The 20986-nt window shown below is 40.0% G+C and carries 13 protein-coding genes, 2 tRNA genes and 1 pseudogene; 10 read left to right on the plus strand and 6 right to left on the minus strand.

Translation table 11 applies throughout. From position 1 onward, the window contains the following. Positions 1-78 precede the first annotated feature (78 nt). Positions 79-2373 (plus strand): phosphoenolpyruvate--protein phosphotransferase, encoded by a 2295-nt coding sequence (gene ptsP / locus MKL35_RS10425; protein ID WP_004710729.1) that lies wholly within the window; start codon positions 79-81, stop codon positions 2371-2373. 512 nt (positions 2374-2885) lie between these two features. Next, a complete protein-coding gene (katG, locus tag MKL35_RS10430; RefSeq protein ID WP_002053304.1) occupies positions 2886-5042 on the plus strand; it encodes a catalase/peroxidase HPI in 2157 nt (718 codons plus the stop codon). 68 nt (positions 5043-5110) lie between these two features. Here the strand turns inward: katG and MKL35_RS10435 are convergent, their stop codons facing one another. Beyond that, positions 5111-6163: an MBL fold metallo-hydrolase gene (locus MKL35_RS10435; protein WP_004710732.1), complete on the minus strand. Its 1053-nt coding sequence runs from the start codon at positions 6161-6163 to the stop codon at positions 5111-5113. A 704-nt stretch (positions 6164-6867) separates the two neighbouring features. On the opposite strand from MKL35_RS10435, the gene hcaR reads away from it, so the two are divergent. Together hcaR and MKL35_RS10445 are read left to right on the plus strand one after the other, a co-directional pair. After that, the gene (hcaR, locus tag MKL35_RS10440; RefSeq protein ID WP_032009893.1) at positions 6868-7767 is read left to right on the plus strand and encodes a DNA-binding transcriptional regulator HcaR; all 900 of its coding nucleotides are present in this window, start codon (positions 6868-6870) and stop codon (positions 7765-7767) included. Between the two features lie 258 nt (positions 7768-8025). Then, on the plus strand, positions 8026-8703 hold the full coding sequence (locus MKL35_RS10445; RefSeq protein WP_032009895.1) for a DUF1345 domain-containing protein: 678 nt from the start codon (positions 8026-8028) through the stop codon (positions 8701-8703). A 57-nt stretch (positions 8704-8760) separates the two neighbouring features. Here MKL35_RS10445 and MKL35_RS10450 read toward each other — a convergent pair whose 3' ends face one another. From MKL35_RS10450 to MKL35_RS10465, 4 genes are all read right to left on the minus strand, one after another. Next, positions 8761-9366, minus strand: coding sequence for a glutathione S-transferase family protein (locus MKL35_RS10450; protein ID WP_032009897.1), 606 nt, complete (start codon positions 9364-9366; stop codon positions 8761-8763). A gap of 48 nt (positions 9367-9414) precedes the next feature. After that, complete coding sequence (locus tag MKL35_RS10455; protein ID WP_032009899.1) at positions 9415-10107, minus strand: helix-turn-helix transcriptional regulator; 693 nt, start codon at positions 10105-10107, stop codon at positions 9415-9417. Positions 10108-10177: 70 nt separating this feature from the next. Beyond that, positions 10178-10852 carry an HAD-IA family hydrolase gene (locus MKL35_RS10460; protein WP_004710739.1) on the minus strand — a complete coding sequence of 225 codons (675 nt, stop codon included), beginning with the start codon at positions 10850-10852 and terminating at the stop codon, positions 10178-10180. Further along, on the minus strand, positions 10849-11781 hold the full coding sequence (locus MKL35_RS10465) for an RluA family pseudouridine synthase (protein ID WP_001089411.1): 933 nt from the start codon (positions 11779-11781) through the stop codon (positions 10849-10851). Before MKL35_RS10465 ends, MKL35_RS10460 begins: the two co-directional genes overlap by 4 nt. A 722-nt stretch (positions 11782-12503) precedes the next feature. Here MKL35_RS10465 and MKL35_RS10470 point away from each other — a divergent pair. The 4 genes from MKL35_RS10470 to MKL35_RS10485 all read left to right on the plus strand — a co-directional run bounded on the left by MKL35_RS10470 (position 12504) and on the right by MKL35_RS10485 (position 18160). Beyond that, the gene (locus MKL35_RS10470; protein ID WP_032009902.1) at positions 12504-15833 is read left to right on the plus strand and encodes an Rne/Rng family ribonuclease; all 3330 of its coding nucleotides are present in this window, start codon (positions 12504-12506) and stop codon (positions 15831-15833) included. Between the two features lie 191 nt (positions 15834-16024). Continuing rightward, positions 16025-17866, plus strand: a complete 1842-nt coding sequence (locus MKL35_RS10475) for a long-chain-acyl-CoA synthetase (RefSeq protein ID WP_032009903.1) — start codon at positions 16025-16027, stop codon at positions 17864-17866. Positions 17867-17986: 120 nt separating this feature from the next. After that, positions 17987-18062 (plus strand) — tRNA-Lys (locus tag MKL35_RS10480). 22 nt (positions 18063-18084) lie between these two features. After that, a tRNA-Lys gene (locus MKL35_RS10485) sits at positions 18085-18160 on the plus strand. A gap of 65 nt (positions 18161-18225) precedes the next feature. Here MKL35_RS10485 and MKL35_RS10490 read toward each other — a convergent pair. Further along, a complete protein-coding gene (locus tag MKL35_RS10490) occupies positions 18226-19122 on the minus strand; it encodes a LysR family transcriptional regulator (protein ID WP_032009906.1) in 897 nt (298 codons plus the stop codon). Between the two features lie 112 nt (positions 19123-19234). Between MKL35_RS10490 and MKL35_RS10495 the strand changes: the two are divergent. Together MKL35_RS10495 and MKL35_RS10500 are read left to right on the plus strand one after the other, a co-directional pair. Beyond that, a pseudogene (locus tag MKL35_RS10495) lies at positions 19235-19675 on the plus strand (SDR family oxidoreductase); the annotation flags it as partial. A gap of 68 nt (positions 19676-19743) precedes the next feature. Continuing rightward, complete coding sequence (locus MKL35_RS10500; protein ID WP_000343018.1) at positions 19744-20952, plus strand: IS256-like element ISAba26 family transposase; 1209 nt, start codon at positions 19744-19746, stop codon at positions 20950-20952. Positions 20953-20986: the final 34 nt, after the last annotated feature.

Genomic DNA, 20986 nt, shown 5'->3' on the forward strand with positions numbered 1-20986 from the left:
TTTATCTAGCAAATGATTTTTATTAAAAGTGCTGTTATAAATACATTCATAGTCTAAAAAATACTGGAGTATACATCCATGTCAAACATGCAACTCGACACTCTAAGACGCATTGTCCAAGAGATTAATGCGTCCGTGAGTTTGCATGAATCGTTAGACATTATGGTCAATCAGGTTGCTGAGGCCATGAAAGTGGATGTTTGCTCTATTTATTTACTCGATGAACGCAATCAGCGTTATGTCTTGATGGCCTCAAAAGGCTTAAATCCAGAATCTGTTGGACATGTCTCATTGCAGTTAGGTGAAGGCTTGGTCGGTCTGGTTGGGCAACGTGAGGAAATCGTTAACCTTGATAATGCCCCAAAGCATGAGCGCTTCTTGTACTTACCCGAAACGGGCGAAGAAATTTATAACTCATTCCTCGGCGTACCTGTCATGTACCGTCGTAAGGTTATGGGTGTTTTAGTCGTCCAAAATAGACTTCCTCAAGATTTTAGCGAAGCAGCCGAGTCCTTTTTAGTTACGCTATGTGCACAGCTTTCCGGGGTAATTGCACATGCTCACGCGGTTGGAAATATTGATGTATTTCGTAAGCCAAGCAATGGGCCTGCCTATAAAACCTTCCAAGGCGCTTCAGGTGCAGGCGGTGTTGCTTTAGGCCGCGCTATCATTTTATATCCACCTGCCGATTTGGGTGCTGTCCCTGACCGTGAAGCAGAAGATATTAGCCATGAACTTCGCCTTTTAGATCAAGCGATCTCATCAGTTCGTTCAGAGATTCGTTCTTTAGACGAAAAAATGCATGATTCACTCATGGCAGAAGAACGCGCTTTATTTAGTGTTTTCTTAAGAATGCTAGATGAAAATGCATTACCCGCAGAAATTAAAGATCTGATTCGTGATGGTCATTGGGCACAAGGTGCTGTACGTCGTGTAATTGAAAAGCACACTGCCCTATTTGCGCAAATGGAAGATGACTATCTTCGCGAACGCGTTTCCGATCTTAAAGATTTAGGCCGACGTATTTTAGCGTGTTTACAAGAAGAAGATTCTAGCCACCGTGAACTCAGTCCAGACAGTATTTTAATTGGTGAAGAAATTAGTACTGCTGCGCTCGTCGAGTTACCGGTCGATAATATCGCTGCTATTGTAACCTCAGAAGGTGCAGCTAATTCACATATGGTGATTGTGGCACGCGCATTAGGTATTCCAACTGTAGTTGGTGTAACCGAACTGCCTGTAAATACGCTTGATGACGCGGAAATGATTGTGGATGCCTATCAGGGTCGTGTTTTTGTGAACCCTCCACGTCGTTTACGCCAACGCTATAAAGAAATTCAAAAAGAAGACGAGCAAATCGCAAAAGATCTCAAACAATACGAGACCAAAGAAGCGATTACTCCTGATGGGGTTTCTGTTCAGCTTTTTGTAAACACGGGTCTCATGATTGATGTTGTTCGCGGCGTACAACGCGGCGCGCAAGGTGTAGGTCTATACCGAAGTGAAATTCCATTCATGTTACGGGAACGTTTCCCGGGTGAAGAAGAACAACGTGCAATCTACCGCCAACAGTTGAGTCACTTTGCCAATAAACCAGTGGTAATGCGAACCCTCGATATTGGTGCCGATAAAGATTTACCGTACTTCAGTATCGAAGAAGAAAACTCGGCATTAGGATGGCGCGGTATTCGTTTTACACTCGATCATCCGGAGATTTTCTCAGCACAAATCCGGGCAATGCTCAAAGCCAGTATTGGTTTAAATAACTTGCATATTCTATTGCCAATGGTGACAACAGTAAGTGAAGTCGAAGAAGTACTTTATTTACTTGAGCGAGACTGGATAGCCGTGCAAGAAGAAGAGCAAGTTAAAATTACTAAACCAAAAATCGGGATTATGGTAGAGGTACCAAGTGTACTGCTACAAATTGATGAGTTTGCTGAACTTGTCGATTTCTTCTCGGTTGGTTCAAATGACTTAACTCAATACTTACTTGCGGTAGACCGTAATAATCCGCATGTGGCTAGCGTATATTCACACTTCCATCCATCTATTTTGCGTGCGTTGACTCGACTGGTGAAGGAATGTCACAAATACCAAAAACCGGTAAGTATTTGTGGTGAGATGGCGGGTGACCCATTATCAGCAATCTTACTAATGGCAATGGGCTTTAATACTCTTTCTATGAGTTCAAGCAATATCTTGCGTGTGCGTAAAGCAATTTGCCATGTACCAATGACAGATGCGCAAAAGTTACTTGATGATGTCATGAAAATGAATAACCCGCTTATTGTAAAAAGCTGGCTTGAGTATTACTTTAAAACGCATGGTTTGGCGGATATGGTTAAATCTAACCGCCTTGTCACCGTATAAATATTTAAAAAAGGAGAGTTTTAACTCTCCTTTTTAATTGAACTAGTTTTAGTTTTTTCTTTTTTCAAATCCCCATTTACCGTACTCAACAATTTTGCTTAACCCTTAAAATCGATTTTACCTATTAATATAGACAATTTAATCCATTTGAAAAATAAACAATCAAATTTTAGTATATTTAAAGAACGAAATTGAAAGATATTGCGATGTTTCAATGATTAAGGAGCTCATGCCATGCATCATTATTTGCAAAAGTCGAACCATTTTCCCTCTTGTTTTTTAGCCTTCATGCAGTAAATTGAAGGAATAATAAACAAAGGAAACTCATGTATTGTTGAATAAAAATGATGAGCTGACATAACAGTGAAAAATTTTTAAAACGGTTTATCTCACCACTTGTTTCCTCATTTCTTTATTCGATAAGCATCATTTTTTTAACCCAGAAGTCCAGGAAAATGAGCTTTCGGTTCCATTAAGAGCTCAAATAAATATTACCCAGAGAGAATATAATCATGTCAAACGAATCAAAATGTCCTTTTTCAGGTCATAACTCAAAACCGCAAGTAACAGTCGGTGGTGGCACGACTAATTTGCACTGGTGGCCAAATCAATTACGCGTCGACTTACTCAATCAACATTCAGAACGCTCTAATCCACTTGGTAAAGATTTTAATTACCGTGAAGAATTTAAAAAAATTGACTACTACGCACTTAAAGCGGATATCAAAAATGTCTTAACCGATTCCCAAGATTGGTGGCCAGCCGATTGGGGAAATTACACAGGCTTATTTATTCGTTTAGCATGGCATGCTGCCGGCACCTACCGTATGGGTGATGGCCGTGGTGGTGCGGGTCGTGGTCAACAACGTTTTGCGCCTTTAAATAGCTGGCCTGACAACGCAAGTTTAGATAAAGCACGCCGTTTACTATGGCCTGTTAAACAAAAATACGGTCAAAAAATATCATGGGCTGACTTATTTATTCTTGCCGGGAATATTGCACTTGAGTCTTCTGGCTTCCGTACCTTTGGTTTTGGTGCAGGCCGTGAAGATGTTTGGGAACCAGACAACGATGTAAACTGGGGCGATGAAAAAGAATGGTTAGCTCACCGTAACTCTGAAGCTTTAGCTGGCAGTAATCTTGCGGCAACCGAGATGGGACTAATTTATGTAAACCCTGAAGGCCCAGAAGCTAGCGGTGACCCAAGATCAGCTGCGCCTTTTATTCGCGCGACTTTCGGCAACATGGCAATGGACGATGAAGAAATTGTTGCTTTGATTGCAGGCGGTCATACGTTAGGTAAAACTCACGGTGCAGCCTCTGCTGACCATGTTCATGCCGATCCAGAAGGCGCTCCAATTGAGCAAATGGGCTTTGGCTGGGCAAATAGCTATGGCACAGGTGTGGGTAAAGATGCGATCACGTCAGGTTTAGAAGTGATTTGGTCACAGACACCAACACAATGGAGCAATTACTTCTTTGAAAACCTATTCAAATACGAGTGGGTACAAGAACGTTCACCTGCTGGTGCAATCCAATGGGTAGCAGCAGATGCTGAGGCAATTATTCCTGATCCTTTCGACCCGTCAATTAAACGTAAGCCAACAATGTTGACTACAGATTTGACTTTACGTTTTGACCCTGAATTTGAAAAGATCTCTCGTCGCTTCCATAACGACCCTCAAGCTTTCGCAAATGCTTTTGCTCGTGCCTGGTTCAAATTAACTCACCGTGATATGGGTCCAAAAGCACGTTATTTAGGTCCTGAAGTCCCTGCTGAAGATTTAATTTGGCAAGATCCATTACCGGCTGCTAACGCTATTCCATCTGCTGCAAGTATTGCTGATGCAAAAGCAAAAATTGTGGCATTAGGATTATCTGCCGGTGAGTTGGTTTCTCTTGGTTGGGCATCAGCATCAACATTCCGTGGTGGAGACAAACGCGGTGGAGCAAACGGTGCACGTATTGCTTTAGCTCCTCAACGTGGTTGGGAAGTCAATAAAAAAGCTGTTGAGACTTTAACTAAAATTGAAGAACTCAAAGCATCAACTCAATTATCATTGGCTGACTTAATTGTGCTTGCAGGGAACATCGGTGTAGAACAAGCTGCTCAGGCGGCAGGTTTCAACGTTAGCGTACCATTCGCTCCTGGTCGTGTAGATGCATTACAAAGTCAAACTGATATTGAAACTTTCCAATTACTACTCGGCGCTGCTGATGGCTTTAGAAACTGGAAAAAACAGGGAGTCAACACACCAGCTGAAATCTTATTGATTGATAAAGCTCAGCAACTGACTTTGACTGCACCAGAGTTAACTGCATTAATTGGTGGTTTACGTGTACTGGGCACCAATTGGGATGGTTCACAGCATGGTGTATTCACTCAGCAAGTCGGTGTACTTAGCACAGATTTCTTTACAAACTTACTCGACATGTCGAATGTATGGGCACCTGTTGATTCAACAAGTGAAGTATTTGAAGGCAAAGATCGTAAAACAGGTGCAGTTAAATTTACTGCAACACGCAATGATTTAGTCTTTGGTTCTAATTCAATCTTACGTGCATTGGCAGAGGTTTATGCTCAAGCCGACGGTAAAGAAAAATTTGTTAAAGACTTTGTTGCAGCATGGACAAAAGTCATGAATCTTGACCGTTTTGACTTAGCTTAATTTAAGTCGAAATAATAAAAAGCCAGTTCAATTTGAACTGGCTTTTTTAATATAAAAACCATAGGCTTTTAGACAGTCAATTTATGCCCTTCTCGAATACAATAAAAGGGATTAGCAAGTTTTGATGAAGCTTTAATAGCTTGAGCTAAAGCATGTTCAGGGTCTTCCCGATCTTCATCTGTTAACTGAAAAGTTCGATAGTGAATCGCAACAGAACGATGCGCTTGTAAATCCAAATGTGCATGAACTGCATCTTGAGGGTTCATGTGAACGTAGCTCATTAGTTTACGAGGTTCATAAGCTCCAATTGGAAGTAAAGCAACACGTGGTGCGCCATAACGTGCATGTATCTGTTTGAAGTGTGCTGCATAGCCAGTGTCACCAGCGAAAAAACAATGACCTGTTTTTGCTAAAACCGAAAAACCACCCCAAAGTGCTTTATTTTGATCACGTAAGCCCCGCCCCGAACCGTGCTGAGCAGGTGTATAGACAATTCTTAACTCATGATAAGGAATTTCTTGCCACCAATCCATTTCAATGACATGGAAATCTTTAGGCAAGTAAAACCCGTTGCCAAGCCCTGTATAAATCGGCATCGCAAATTTCTTGTGCAACCATTCAAGCGTTGCCAAATCCATATGATCATAATGATTATGGCTCAGTAAGACTCCATGAATAGTGGGCAACTGTTCCAAAGCAAAACCGGCCGGGCATACACGGCGTGGTCCACGCCCATGCAACGGACTCGCATAATCACACCAAACCGGGTCGGTAATAAAGTTATATGGTCCAATTTGAATGAGTACAGTAGCGTGACCTACAAACCATACTTGCCAATCATCTAAATCCGCATGAGGACGGTTCTGTGGTAAGGCAATTGGTGTATTCACACGAGTTTCGTATTCACCTTGAATATCAACATTCCATGTATAAGATTCACGAGTGACTAACCAACGCAATAATTCTTTCGATCCTCGTGCAGGCGATCTAGGCTGCTGATTATAAAAACGGGTGTCGTTTTCATGGCCCAATTCAGGATGACAAAAAGGCGGTTTTATCCATGTATGCGTCCAACAGGACTGAGTCGGCAATTGATAAGTTAATGTCGGCTTGTCTTTCATGGGCTTATTCTATGGTTGTAGCATCAGGAGGATGATTCATTCAATTTTCTATCTTAGCGATTTAAATAAATTAAGCTATGACACTTACACTTATTTATCATATAAATATCCCTTTATTTTTATCGCCGCCGACATACACCAATCTAAAGTGCCACAAAAAAATGTTTAGATGTGTTGAGTTTGTGATTCGTTACTTACAGTTCTTATTAAAAGCTATTGTATAACATAACAATAGTATATAATAAGTAATCTATAGCTAAAGGATGAACTACTTTTATCTTAGTTATTCAATAAATCTTTTAAATTGCTTAATTTTATCAACTTTTATCGATGCTTGATAAACTAAAAAAATAGAGCAATATAAGAGTGATACATTTACTATAAAAATACTTTCCAAAATTTTTCGCTAAAAAAATCAACACCTAAATCTCTGCATTAATAATAGATTTTTTCATAATATGAGAAAACTTTAAGTGATTTTTAAAAAAGAAATTAAAATTTCCTATGAAAATTTAAAAAAAACAGTTAATAATCGGCAATTAATATATTTTATAAATTAATAATTAAGAAAAATTTCATATTAATTTAATAATGATTTATAAATTTTCATTTATTTTATAAATATCTAAAGCATCTTCACGCTATATAGTTTTATGCTTTATACTTTACTTAAATCATAGTAAGACATTTTTTGGATTAGTCTTATGGAATTACGCCATCTTCGATATTTCATCACTGTTGCTGAAGAATTAAATTTTAGTAAGGCCGCTCTAAAACTCTATACTGCTCAACCCTCCCTTAGCCAACAAATTAAAGATTTAGAAGAAGATGTCGGTGTACGACTTTTAAACCGTACAAAACGTAAAGTCGAGTTAACTGAAGAAGGTGAAGTATTTTTAGAACATGCCCGTTTAACACTTGCTCAAGCAGATAAAGCTGTAGCGATGGCACGTCAAGTCTCAAAGGCCAAACAACAATTATTACGTATTGGTTTTGTCCCCATTGCAGAAATGAAAATTTTCCCGTACGTACTTCCAAATCTACGATTACAACATCCTGACCTGACCATTGAACTATCAAGCTTAAATAATACAGAACAACTCAAAGCATTAAAAAGAGGTGAACTCGACATCACCTTCACTCGTGATAATACCGAAACCGATGAAATCCAAAGCCAATTTGTTTTAACAGAACCATTAATTTTTTTATTACCTAGAAACCATCCTTTGGCTAAATATGAACGCATTCCTGTAAAAGCTTTACACGGTATAGATTTTATTATTCCTGCCGCCGAACAATCGAATACGCTGCACAATACTATTTTAGATTTTACTAAAAATCATGGTATTGATCTGAATATCGTACAAAAGGCCGATAGTATTTTACTCAATATTAATTCTATTGGTTCAGGTCTAGGTTGTACGATTTTACCAGCCTATGTTGCACCTCTAGGTGTATCAAATACAGTAGTTCGCCCTTTGGATGTGGATTTACCTTCTTTAGATTTATTTGTCAGTTATCGTAAAAATACAGAATCTGTAGGTGTTAAAAGATTTATTGACCAGCTCAATAAAGTGTTTCATCTTGATAAGAATCTCGATTAAATACGACAAATTAAAGTTAACTTTATTTGGCAATAATAAATTAGTTAGAAAATCTAAATTAAAGTATAAAATAAATGGGCTTAAGATTTATTTTATACTTTTGATCCATTATTTAAATTGCGATAATTTTTTATATTTTAGCTTATCAAAAATATTATTTAAAAAGACAATCAAAAGTATAAACAATATATAAAACTTAATGTTAAATTAACCAAATAGTAAAAAAATAGTTTTTACGGCATAAGGAGAGTCGAGTAAATGTTGGGAATATTAAAGCATTTGGGGCGTAGCGTAAAAAACCGACCTCACTTCTTTATTGCTTTATTCGTTGGCGTTATTGCCGGAATTCTATTGACTTGGTTCACCTCATGGAAATGGTCTACTATTTTATTAGTAAGCTGGAATGGGTCGATTGGCTTATATTTATTGAATGTTTTCAAACTTATGAAAAATGCTGATCACTCTCAAATGCAGCAGCAAGCTAAAAAACAAGATGAAAGCAAATGGGTCATTATGCTGATTGTTTTACTTGCAATTTCTATGTGTCTAGTTGCTATATTAGTACAGCTGTCTCAGCTTCCTTCTGACCATTATGCAAAATTAGGACATGTTGCTTTAGCTTTACTTACCATTGTTTCAGCATGGCTTTTTATGCACACCGTTTTCGCCTTGCACTATGCACATGACTTTTACATGGCTTTATCCAGAAATGAAGAAAGTGGTGGATTAGATTTTCCAGGGACCAAAAATCCAACATATCCTGATTTCTTATATTTTAGTTATATTATTGGTACTTCAGCACAAACAGCAGATGTATCGGTTACCACTAGGCATATGCGTTTGCTAAACTTATTTCATTTCGTTTTGGCATTTGGCTTTAACACGACTATTTTAGCAATTTGTATTAACGTCGCTGCGGGTTTTATTAGCAATTAAAGCTTTTGATTAAAAAACAAAAAGCCACCTTAAAAGGTGGCTCGAAGTAGCATAGGTTTACAATAATCCGCCCATACTGCTTTGTTTTAACCCTTCACGTTGTTTGATCGTTTCAACATAACGTGTAATGGTAGGGTGTGATTCAATCGTGTTCATTTTCAATTGCCATAACAACATCGCGCCCACGCTGACATCTGCTACCGTAAACTGTTCACCACATAAGTATGGATTAGCCTCACTCAGCCCTTGAATCAAAGCTTGGTAAGCATCGTTGTAATCACCATAACTCACAAACATTTTTTGCTCAGGAGATACTTTTATTCCTAGAGCTTTATCAACGCCAGCAGCTTCCCAAGGTCCAGCCATCATAAATAACCAACGATAGTACAAACCACGCTTCGGATCATTCAAGGCTGGTGCCAAGCCTTTGTCACTAAACTTGTCCGCAAGATATGCGCAAATTGCCCCTAACTCATAAATAACAACATCGCCATCTACCAATACAGGTACTTTTCCAAAAGGATTAATTTTTAAATATTCTGGTGACTTCATCTCGGTTCGGTATGCAACTTCAATACGTTCACATTCAACACCAAGCTCGACTAAAAGCCAGTCGATCACTACACCACGCGATTCTTTGTTAGTATAAAGTTTAAGGCTCATTTTTATGGCTCCTTGTTTATCGTGGTTCTAGTCTACAAATATCTTTTGTCAGTTTTTGTCAGTAGTCTGCGATTCTTGTACCCACCACTGCTGGAAGAGTTGCTGCTTAAATGATGGATATAATTCTTGGGTTAAACTTAAGTGTTGAATACGATCCATTCTAAAATGTCGAAAGTCCTGCCTTAGTTCACACCATGCGGCCAACACAATTTTGTCATTAAAGTATCCCAAGGCAAATGGCCACAAGGTTCGAACACTACTTCGTTGTTGTTCATCATGATAATGCATTGTAATTTTGACTTGCTGCCGAATGGCTAAACGTACTTGTTCAACCTGATTTTTATCTACAGGCAGCCATGTGTTAAACGCTCTTAAGGTTGTTTGCTGTAATAAATATTGGCGATGTTCAGGCAGCACAGAATTTAATTTAGCTAAGATTGATGTAGAAGCCGATTGTAAAGATTGATCGGGTACACTCTTCAACCAATACAACGCCAGAAAAATAGCTTCAACTTCATTTTCATTGAGCGTCATTGGTGGCAATACTATGTCTTCTTTAAGCTGAAATCCTAAACCCGCTGATGCATCGATTCTCACACCTTGGGCTCGTAGACTATCAATATCGCGGTAAATACTACGAACACTAATTCCCATACGCTCAGCCAAGACTTGTGCAGTCACTGGATAACGGGATTCACGAAGTTGCTGTAAAAGATTTAATAAACGAATAGAACGGCTCATTTTTCTCGTCTTATTGTTATTGGACATACAATAAGAGGGAATAAATTCCCCCTTCTTATATCATTCTAAATTACGCTACATCTGCATTAGAGAGCTTTGCATACTCTCTTAAAAAGTTGTGCAGTTCAGGTACATCTTTAGCAATCGTTAAAGGCTGGAACTGTTGTAGAACTTCGATCGAATGCACACCATAGCCAACACCAATACGTGGCATACCTAAACGCTGTGCCATCTCAAGATCATAGCTACTATCACCAATCATTATGGCACGCTCGACGCTTACCCCTGTTACATTCAAGATTTCTTGTAACATAAGCGGGTCTGGTTTTGAACGGGTTTCATTGGCTGCTCGAGTAACATCAAACAGATGAGTACTTTGTGTTTTTGCAATCACACGGTCTAATCCACGGCGGTTTTTACCTGTTGCTACCGCAAGTTTTAAACCTTGAGCTTTTAAGTCATGAAGTAACTCAGAAATACCTTCGAACCATGCATCATTTGTCGAGTTGGCAATATAGTGATCGCCATATGCTTTTAAAATCGATTCATGTAGCTCTGGTGTTTCCGGAAATAAAGTTTGCATCACTTCCGGTAAACCTAAACCGATAATACTTTTTGCGGCTTCATCCGTTAGCGTTAACTCATGCTGCTCGGCCGCATGCTGTAAACTTGCCACAATCTGACCAACAGAATTATATAAAGTACCATCCCAGTCAAAAATCACTAATTCGGTTTTCAGACTCATTTTGCTACTCTCAAAGCCTCTAATAACTGGGTCATGTCTTCTGGTAACGGTGCTTCAATCGTTGGATAACCCGGAATATCTAAACGCATGGCATGCAAACACAAACGGCGTGCTTCAGGCCCCGCATAAGCAGTGTTGTGACCATATTTATCGTCACCCAGCAAAGGATGTCCAATACTTAAACCATGTACACGAATTTGATGGGTACGACCTGATAAAGGCGAAGCATGAACCAGTGTGGCATTTTTAAAGCGCTCTGCAACCACCCATTCGGTTTTACTTGGCTTACCTTCTTTAGATACACGTACGCGACGCTCGCCATTTGCTAACTCATAGCGAAATAGAGGAGCATCAATGAGTTGTTTATCAAGACTTACCTGACCTTTTACAATAGCGGCATAGGTCTTACGAATTTTGTGTTCACGCAACATATCTTGTAGCAACTTTAAAGTGCTACGCTTTTTACTAATCATGACCAGACCAGAAGTGTCACGGTCAATACGGTGAATCAGTTCTAAATATTTTTTACCTGTTGCCGCGCGTAGTGCCTCAATCAAACCATACGCTACGCCACTACCACCATGTACGGCAATACCTGAAGGTTTATTTACAACTAATAGGCCTTCATCTTCGTAAACCACACGGCTTAATAAACCTTGAGCTACACTGTCGCTTACAGGAACAGCAGTTTCATCTTTTTGTTCATAGCGAATAGGCGCAACGCGAATCTGGTCCCCAATTGCAAGTTTGGTCTCGGCTTTAATACGTTTTTTATTCACGCGAACCTGACCTTCACGAATCAAACGATAAATTCGACTCTTTGGTACACCCTTCAAACGTGAAAACAGGAAATTATCGATTCGTTGTCCTGCTTGATGCTCATCCACCTCAAACCAAGTGACACTTTGCCATTGCTGTGTAGAATTCATACTAATATTTAAACCTGAAATTTTACGAAATTTGATTAATAAATGACCGATTAGCTTAGTTTTTTCACAAGAAATCTAAGCTTAGCCCATAGGCAGATGCTGCAAGGTTTGATATAGTCAGCGCACGGATACCACCGTAAGTGAACATCTAAAGGGAAATTTCCCTGATTGAAACCTCAATCAAAATGATGCTTTCATCACCAGCTCGGACAGGTCCTAAAGAATTATGCCGACGCCGAAGGCTTATTATATCGGCAAAATGACAAACTGTTGCGTTTAATTCAGTTTGTTCAAAAAAATATGTTACCAACTCTAGTTGGTTATGGAACGTAAACTGATACACATCAGACAAATCGATCCTTAATGTTGCCTTCAGGCTAAAGCGTTGATGCATTGGAACTGCCGAAAGCACCGATACGATGAGCATTCCGTATCAAACTTCCAATAAAGAAGTCACTTCGCGCCCAATGACAGTGAAAGTCATTAACCAATGCACCGCTCACCCGCCAGTGAAGCAAAAGGGAATTCCGATTTAAAGGTTGAAGCAGTATTGCCTACATCACAGACGAGAATCGAAGCTAAGGCTAAATGTAGCCGGTAACAGATGACTCAGACCACAAGTATTTTGAGATCTGGGAAATGATCCGTCATGTTCGATGTTCGTTCAGAACCTTTAAGTTTGTTTGGTTTGTTTGTGTGAGTCACTATTAGGTGTCACACCCATGAAACGTATGTTGATTAATGCAACTCATGCCGAAGAAGTTCGCGTTGCACTTATCACTGGTAATCGTCTTTACGATTTTGATTTAGAGAATCGTACCCGAGAACAGAAAAAATCCAATATCTATAAAGGCCATGTCACCCGCGTAGAACCTTCATTAGAAGCTGTTTTTGTTGAATACGGCGCAGGTCGTCAAGGCTTCTTATCTATGCGTGAAATTGCGAACAGCTATTTTCAGGCAGACCCACGTCAAACTTCAAACATTCGTGAACTTATTACTGAAGGCACAGAGCTTTTAGTTCAGGTTGAAAAAGAAGAACGTGGTAATAAAGGTGCAGCCCTTTCTACTTTTATTTCTCTTGCAGGCCGTTATTTGGTTCTTATGCCAAACAACCCGAAAGGTGGTGGTATTAGCCGTCAAATTTCAGGTTCAGTGCGTGAAGAGTTAAAAGAAATTTTAGCGTCTTTAAATGTACCTCGTGGTATGAGCGTTATTGTACGTACCGCTGGTATTGGCCGTACTCAAGAAGAATTACAACTCGACTTACAACACTTGCTTGACCTTTGGGCACAAATTCAAAGTACAGCAAGCTCAGGCCCTTCTCCGATGCTTGTTCATCAAGAAGCTGGCGTTGTAACACGTGCGATTCGTGATTACTTACGTGATGACGTTGCTGAAATCTTAATTGATAGCGAACAAGCTTATAACGAAGCGTATAACTTTGTTAAAGCAGTAATGCCACGTCAATTAGACAAATTAAAAACTTATACTTTAAACGAGCCATTATTCGCTCATTTTGGTATTGAAAGCCAAATTCAAACTGCTTACGAACGTGAAGTAAAACTTCCTTCTGGCGGTTCAATCGTGATTGACCAGACTGAAGCTTTAGTTTCAATCGACATTAACTCTGCGAAATCAACTCGCGGACATGATGTTGAAGAAACTGCACTGAATACAAACCTTGAAGCGGCAGAAGAAATTGCTCGTCAACTTCGTCTTCGTGACATTGGCGGTTTAGTTGTCATCGACTTCATCGATATGACTAAAGAACGCAATCAACGTATGGTTGAAGCAAAACTTCGTGAAGCAACCCAAAGCGATCGTGCCCGTATTCAGTTCGGTCAGTTGTCTCGTTTTGGCTTAATGGAAATGAGCCGTCAACGCTTACGTCCATCGCTTGAAGAAGCAACAGGTTATGTATGCCCTCGCTGTCATGGTACAGGCATGGTTCGTGACTTACGTTCACTTTCTCTTTCAATCATGCGTAAAGTTGAAGAGATTGCTCTTCGTGAACGTCATGGTGAAGTTCAGGTTGAAGTTCCAGTTGAAATTGCAGCCTTCTTGCTTAATGAAAAACGCCATAGTTTGGTGTATTTAGAGCAAACTTCTGGTGTACGTGTAACTGTATTACCTCACCCGCATTTAGAAACTCCACATTACGAAATTGCTTATAACCCAGATGGTTTTGCTCCATCTAGCTATGAACGTACTGAAGCAACTCGCTCTAGTGAGAAAGAATTAGGTTATGAGTCTTCTGAATGGCATTTAGAAGAAGTAGATCATGCTCATGTAACAGCCCCTGCTTCAAAAAATGGTTCTGCTCAGAAAAAGACAAGCCATACAACTCAACCTGTAGTACAGCAACCTGCAGCTCAAAAAGCAGCAAGTCCTTGTGCATGGTTAGAAAACTTATTTGTTCAAAAACAAGCGCAAACTGTTGATCAATCTCGTTCAGCACAAAACGCTGCTGCTGCGATTGAGCAAATGGTAAATACGGGTGCTGTTAGCCGTGGTCAGTTCGGTCAAGTAGCCGTACCTGCTGTTGCAGAAGTTGCGCCAGTTCAAACAAATAACGCTTATATTTCACAGTCATCTGTGAAACAAGAAGTTCGTGAACATGTTGAAAAAGACGATAAATCTCAGCAACAACGTCAGAACAACAAAAAGCGTAAACATAAAGAGCAACGTGAGCAGCATCACCAATCTCATGAACAGCAACATCAAGTGCATGAAGAAGTGGTTCAGTTGTCACGCCAAGAGCAACGTGAGTTAAAACGTCAGCAAAAACGTCAACAACAGCAAGATCAGCAACATCAAAATAATGATGTACAACAAACTGAAAATGTTGTTCCACGTCGTGATCGCAATAATCAACAGCGTCCGAACCGTCCAAATCGCCACCGCGATCCAAGCGTATTAAATGAAAATCAGAATACGCCGGCACCAGTTGTTGTTGATGAAAAACAAGTTAAAGTTGATGTGATTGATGCACCTAAGCATGATGTCATGAACACTGCTTTAATTATTAATGTTGATCAAGGTCAAAGCGAGATTGTGGCGCTTACACCTGAACGCCAAGTTGAGCGTGTTGAGCCTACTCCTGCTGAAGTTGCTCCAGAGTCAACACCAGCTCCTGTTGCAGAAGAGAAAGCAGTTGTTGCTGAAGCAAAAAATGAAGCTCAGCCAACTGAACAAGCTGCTCAGCCACAAATCCAACGTGCTAGCAATGACCCACGTATGCGTCGTCGTCAGCAACGTGAGGCTAAACAAGCCAAAGCTGCTGCGCCATCTATTGCGCCATCGCAAATACCAACTTTGGCACAACACACGATTGGTAGCTTAATTCGTCATGTATATGGCGAAGACTGTACCGTATTGATTGAACAATTTGGTTTAGTACCAACGTTTAATCGTGCATTGCAAAAGTTTGCAGAACAGTATGCAAGTACTTTAGTGGTTGAAGTAACTTCTGAAACAGAAGAGAAAAAGCCTGTAACTCGTGATGCAGAACTTCCAAGCCATAAACCGGCTGAAGAAGCAGAACCAGCACCAGTACTTCCACTTACTCCATCGCAAGCACCGACTCCACGTGTTGCAAATGATCCGCGTGAACGTCGCCGTTTAGCAAAATTAGCTGCGGAGCAAGCATTTGAGCAAGTGAAACAACAACATTCTGCTCAAGAAGAAGTTGTAACTCCTGCTCCTGTAGCAGAAGAAACTGTTGCTACTGCACCAGCTGAAACACAAGCTACTGCTGAACCAGAACAGCAACCGCTTGAACTTAATCAGTCAACTGAAGTTGCACAGCCTGAAGCTGCCCCTGTAGAAGAAAAAACTACAGAAAAAGTAGCTGAAGCTCCTGTAGCAAAAGAACCTGCGCCATCAAAAGCAGCAAGCAAAGCGAAAGCAGCTCCTGAAGAAACAGCGGCTCCGACTGAAGCGGCAGCTGATGCTGAAACAGAAGACGCTAAAGCCGACAAGGATAAACCAAGTCGTCCTCGCCGTCCTCGTGGCCGTCCGCCAAAAAAAGCTAATCCTGTAGCTGAGTAAGCCATTTGCTCAATTGCAGCTAATTTAAACAAACCTAGTCATTTCGATGACTAGGTTTTTTTTGTTATTTTTAACCAATTAGGTTGATTGCACTAGAAGAAAAGTTTTAAAAGCATGGTGAACCATGAAAACTATTGGACTTTTTGCCCCACAACCTTTTTTGGATTGATCGAAAAATAAATAGGATTGATATGAGCCAGACAACACAGACCGATATCATTACGCTTGGTGATGTTGCCACAAGACTTCCTAGCTTCATTCCCAAAGTACCCCATATCCTAAATGGTCTTAGACAGGCTTATTTAAGAACATCACATACTCCAACAGGTTTGGGTATTGCTTTTGAAAAAGCTGTTAAGCGAAATCCTAAAGGCGCGGCATTATTATTTGAAGATCAAAGTTATTCTTATGAAGCTTTAAATGAATGGGCAAACCAGATTTCCCATTACTATCTCTCCTTGGGAGCACATAAGGGTGACGTCATTGCTGTAATGATTGAAAACCGCTCTGAGCTGATTGCAACAATTGTTGGTTTAGCCAAGATTGGGGTCACGATTGCACTTGTGAATACATCACAAGTCGGTAAGGTTCTTGCTCATAGCATCAATCTGGTAAAGCCAATTGCTGTTATTGCGGGTGAAGAAGTTCGTGCTGCTATTGACGAAATTCGTCAGGATTTAAATGTTCCTAAAGATCGTTTCCACTGGTTCGCAGATCAGGCAACCCGTCAAGATTCGGGTACAGCACCTCAAGGTTATATCAATCTAGCTGACCAAATTGATCAATTTCCAAAATTTAACCCATCCACTACCCACTCTGTGACTGGTAATGATGGCCTGTTTTATATTTACACCTCTGGTACAACAGGTTTACCAAAGGCAGTTATTTTCAAACACAGTCGCTGGACATTAGCGTATGGTACTTATGGCCATATCTTAAACTTAGGCCCAGATGACGTTATGTACGTAACCTTACCGCTTTACCATGCAACAGGTGTGGTGGTTTGCTGGTGTGGTGTAATTGCTGGAAGTGCAACCCTTGCAATTCGTCGTAAATATTCGACTAGCGCATTCTGGAAAGACGTTCAAAAATTTAATGCGTCTGCAATTGGATATGTCGGTGAACTTTGTCGCTACCTAATGGATGCCCCTGTTACGGAACTTGACCGTAACCATCGTGTTACCAAAATGATCGGTAACGGCATGCGCCCAAATATCTGGGACAAGTTCAAACAACGTTTCGGTGTTAAAGAAGTGCTTGAGCTTTATGCATCGAGCGAAGGTAACGTTGGATTTAGCAATATTTTCAACTTTGACAACACAGTTGGCTTCTCTCCTACACCATATGCCATTGTTCAGTTCGATAAAGAAAAAAATGAACCAATCCGCGATAAAAACGGCTGGTGTCAAAAGGTTAAAGCAGGTGAAGTGGGCCTTTTAATTGGCAAAATTACTAGCCGCTCTCCATTTGATGGTTATACAGACCCTGAAAAGAACAAATCAGTGATTTGGAAAGATGTGTTCAAAAAAGGCGACTCTTATTTCAACACTGGTGATTTAGTTCGAGATATCGGTTTCCGTCATGCTCAGTTTGTGGACCGTCTAGGCGACACTTTCCGCTGGAAAGGTGAAAACGTATCGACCACTGAAGTGGAAAACATGGTGTGTGAATACGAAAAAATTGCTGAAGCTGTTGTGTATGGTGTAGAAATTCCAAATACCAACGGCCGTGCTGGTATGGCAGCAATTACGCTGGCAGATGGTGAAGAGTTAAATGATGCAGATTTAACCGAAATGGTCACTGTGTTTAAGAAATGTTTACCTGCTTATGCCGTACCGGTGTTTTTACGTGTACAAAAAAAGGTTGAAACAACAGGCACATTTAAATATCAGAAGAATAAACTGAAAGAAGATGCGTTTAATCCGAGCAAAACTTCTGAACGTTTACTCGCTTTATTGCCTGGCGCAAGCAGTTATTGTGACATCACAACTGAAATTTTTGACAACATTCAGGCATATAAATACCGTTTTTAGTTCATTTTTTAGCTAAACAAGAGGAAATCGTGCTTTTTATAGGCAATCATGCAAATGTTTTTAAATTTCCTCTTGTGTTAGTTGAATAACTTGCTAAAATACGCGACATCAAAACGATACGGGTCGTTAGCTCAGTTGGTAGAGCAGCGGACTTTTAATCCGTTGGTCCCGCGTTCGAGTCGCGGACGACCCACCACTTATCTGTTTTGAACCTATTTGGGTCGTTAGCTCAGTTGGTAGAGCAGCGGACTTTTAATCCGTTGGTCCCGCGTTCGAGTCGCGGACGACCCACCAAATTCTAAAAAGCCTCTCACAATTTGAGAGGCTTTTTTTATTGTTATCTTATTTTCTTTTTATGACTAAAAGATGACGATACATTTTCGATTTAAAACCTCTCCCACCCAATTCATAAAAACTTCTAATCGTTTCGGAATATAAGTCCTGTTGGGATACAAAATATTAAGTGGAAGTGACGGTGCACTATAAGTACTCAGGACCTCAACCAAGATTCCCTGCTCAATTTTATCTTGAACATCATAGTAAGGAACTTGAATAATCCCTAAACCTGCACAGGCCGCAGCACTATAAGCTTCCGTATTATTTACACTTAAAGCACTATCCATCATCACGCTTCCTCCTTGATATACAAACTCACCCTGCTTTTCACCTACGGCTCCCGCATAGTTAATTAGTTTGTGCTGAGATAGATCTTCTAATTGTTCAGGCATACCGTACTGTTCTAAATAGCCTCTACTTGCACAATTCACCATGACCAAATGGCCAATAAATCTTGCAATTAAACTACTGCTATCTAGTTCACCTACCCGAACAACACAGTCAATTCCCTTTTCAATTAAGTCAGTCATGTCATCAGAACTATTAAGCTGCAAATGTATATCTGGATAGCGATGATAAAAATCTGACAGTTCAGGAATAATTACTTGATGCACAATCCGACTGGGCATCGAAATTTTTAATGTGCCTCGGTAATGCTGTTTTTGGGTCTGAATGAGTTGTTCTAATTGTTCATAGTCCAATAAAAGATTTTGGCATTCTGGCAATATTCGCTGTCCATCTTGCGTAAGACTGACTTTACGTGTAGTTCGATGAAATAAACGTACGCCATAGTGAGTCTCAAGCTGTTGAATAGCACTCGTTACTGTTGAGCGCGGTAAATCAAGTCGATGTGCAACCTCACTAAAGCTTTGTCGTTTAGCGACTTCTGTAAAAATAAAAAATTGCTGTAAACGATCCATTTAATTGTTCGTGTTTTCTGAATAGTTAAACCAAACTAGCACAATTGATCAAAAATCACCGCCAATCTAGACTAAAAATACATTAAAACAAGTCATCATAGGAACAATCATCATGACAACTCATAGCCTCAAAGATAAAGTTGTATTGATTACTGGCGGTGCTAAAAACCTCGGCGGACTCATTAGCCGAAAATTTGCAGAACAAGGAGCAAAACTCGCAATTCACTATAATAGTTCAGAAACTCAAGTAGATGCCGAGCAAACACTCGCAGACGTAAAAGCCTTGGGTGCAGATGCAATTCTAATTCAGGCAGATCTAACAGATATCGATAACATCGAGAAGCTATTCTTAGACACTAAGCAGCATTTTGGTGGAATAGATATTGCGATTAATACAGTTGGAAAGGTCTTAAAGAAGTCATTTTTAGAAACGACAGAACAAGAGTTTGATAGCATGAGTGATATCAACTCAAAAATTGCCTATTTCTTTATTCAATCGGCAGGTCGACATTTAAATAACGGCGGAAAAATCTGTTCAATCGTGACGGGACTGTTCTAAATTTTGTGTAAGTACTTAATTTTCATTTATCCTTCAGAGGATAATTACAAAAGGTACTTCACATGGATGAAGCAACAATCAAAAGTATGGCTGCCGAATTGGCTAAAGGTCTAAAAACACCAGAAGACTTAAACCAAATGACAGCAGTCTTTAAAAAATTCATGATTGAAACTGCACTCAATACTGAACTTTCAGACCATCTCGGTTATGAAAAGCATCAGCCCAAGAAAGGCTCAAATAGCCGTAATGGGTTTAGTTCTAAAACCATTACAACTCAAGATGGACAACTGGCTTTAGATATTCCCCGTGATCGAGAAGGTTCATTTGAGCCACAAATTATAAAAAAGCACCAAACACGCATCACCAGTATGGATGACCAAATCCTCTCACTGTATGCAAAAGGAATGACTAATAGGGAAATTGTAGCCTTCTTCAAAGAAATGTACGATGCCGATGTGTCAGCATCTCTCATCAGCAAAGTTACCGATGCTGTGATTGAGCAAGTGACTGAGTGGCAAAATAGAGCCTTAGATAGCCTTTATCCTGTTGTCTATCTTGACTGTATTGTTGTCAAAGTCCGTCAGCACTCCAATGTGATTAACAAGTCCGTATACCTTGCTTTAGGCATCAATATGGATGGGCAAAAAGAATTACTGGGTATGTGGATTGCTCAGACAGAAGGTGCCAAATTCTGGCTGTCAGTCATGACAGAGCTAAAAAATCGAGGAGTACAGGACATTCTTGTTGCCTGTGTAGATGGATTAAAAGGCTTCCCTGACGCGATAGCCTCTGTTTACCCTCATACTGATATTCAACTGTGTATCGTGCATGTTGTACGCAATAGCCTGAGATTTGTAAGCTGGAAAGACTACAAAGCTGTTACGTCGGGTCTGAAAGCGATTTATCAGGCAAGTACAGAGGAAAATGCTTTAAAATCCCTAGACATCTTCTGTGATCAATGGAATCACCAGTATCCCAAAATTGGAGAATCCTGGCGGGCCAATTGGGAAAATATCCGAACGATCTTTAGCTATCCAGCCGAAATACGTCATGCAATTTATACAACAAATGCGATTGAGTCGTTGAATAGCGTAATACGCCATTCAACGAAGAAAAGGAAAATCTTTTCATCTGATGACTCAGTAAAGAAGGTCATTTACTTAGCAACATCAAATGCTGCGAAGAAATGGACGATGCCAATTCAAAATTGGCGTTTAGCAATGAATTGGTTTACGATTCAGTTCGATGATCGATTAAAAGATCATTTATAAAAAATGGAACTTACACAAAATAATTTACAGGCTC

The organism is Acinetobacter sp. AOR41_HL (assembly GCF_027854645.1).
GTDB classification, from domain to species: domain Bacteria; phylum Pseudomonadota; class Gammaproteobacteria; order Pseudomonadales; family Moraxellaceae; genus Acinetobacter; species Acinetobacter nosocomialis.